At 82.3% G+C, this 254-nt stretch carries 1 pseudogene; it reads right to left on the bottom strand.

From position 1 onward, the window contains the following. Positions 1-254 (bottom strand): annotated as a pseudogene (locus tag KVT14_RS20675) (PLP-dependent aminotransferase family protein); the annotation flags it as partial.

Here is a 254-nt window from a genome sequence, read left to right as displayed (position 1 = left end):
GGGGCGCCACCCGCCCCCGGTGGGCGAGCGCGAGCGCGCTGAGCCCCGAGGACCCGGGCGCGCCGAGGTCGACCCACAGCGCCTGCCCGCCCGGGGGCACCGCGAACCGCCACCCCGGCAGCCGCTCCGCTAGGAGCCGCACCAGCAGGTCCCGCCCCGCGCGGAGCCGGTCCCGGCGCTCGACCAGGGGCGCCTCGCCGAGCCGCTGCAGCTCGACGGCGACCAGCTGGTCCCGCACCCCCGTGCCGGGGTCG

The sequence above is a fragment of the Cellulomonas sp. GbtcB1 genome (assembly GCF_019091725.1).
In the GTDB taxonomy this organism is placed as follows: Bacteria; Actinomycetota; Actinomycetes; order Actinomycetales; family Cellulomonadaceae; genus Cellulomonas.
Note: the sequence above shows the minus strand (reverse complement) of the source record. Positions and strands in the feature narration are given on the sequence as shown.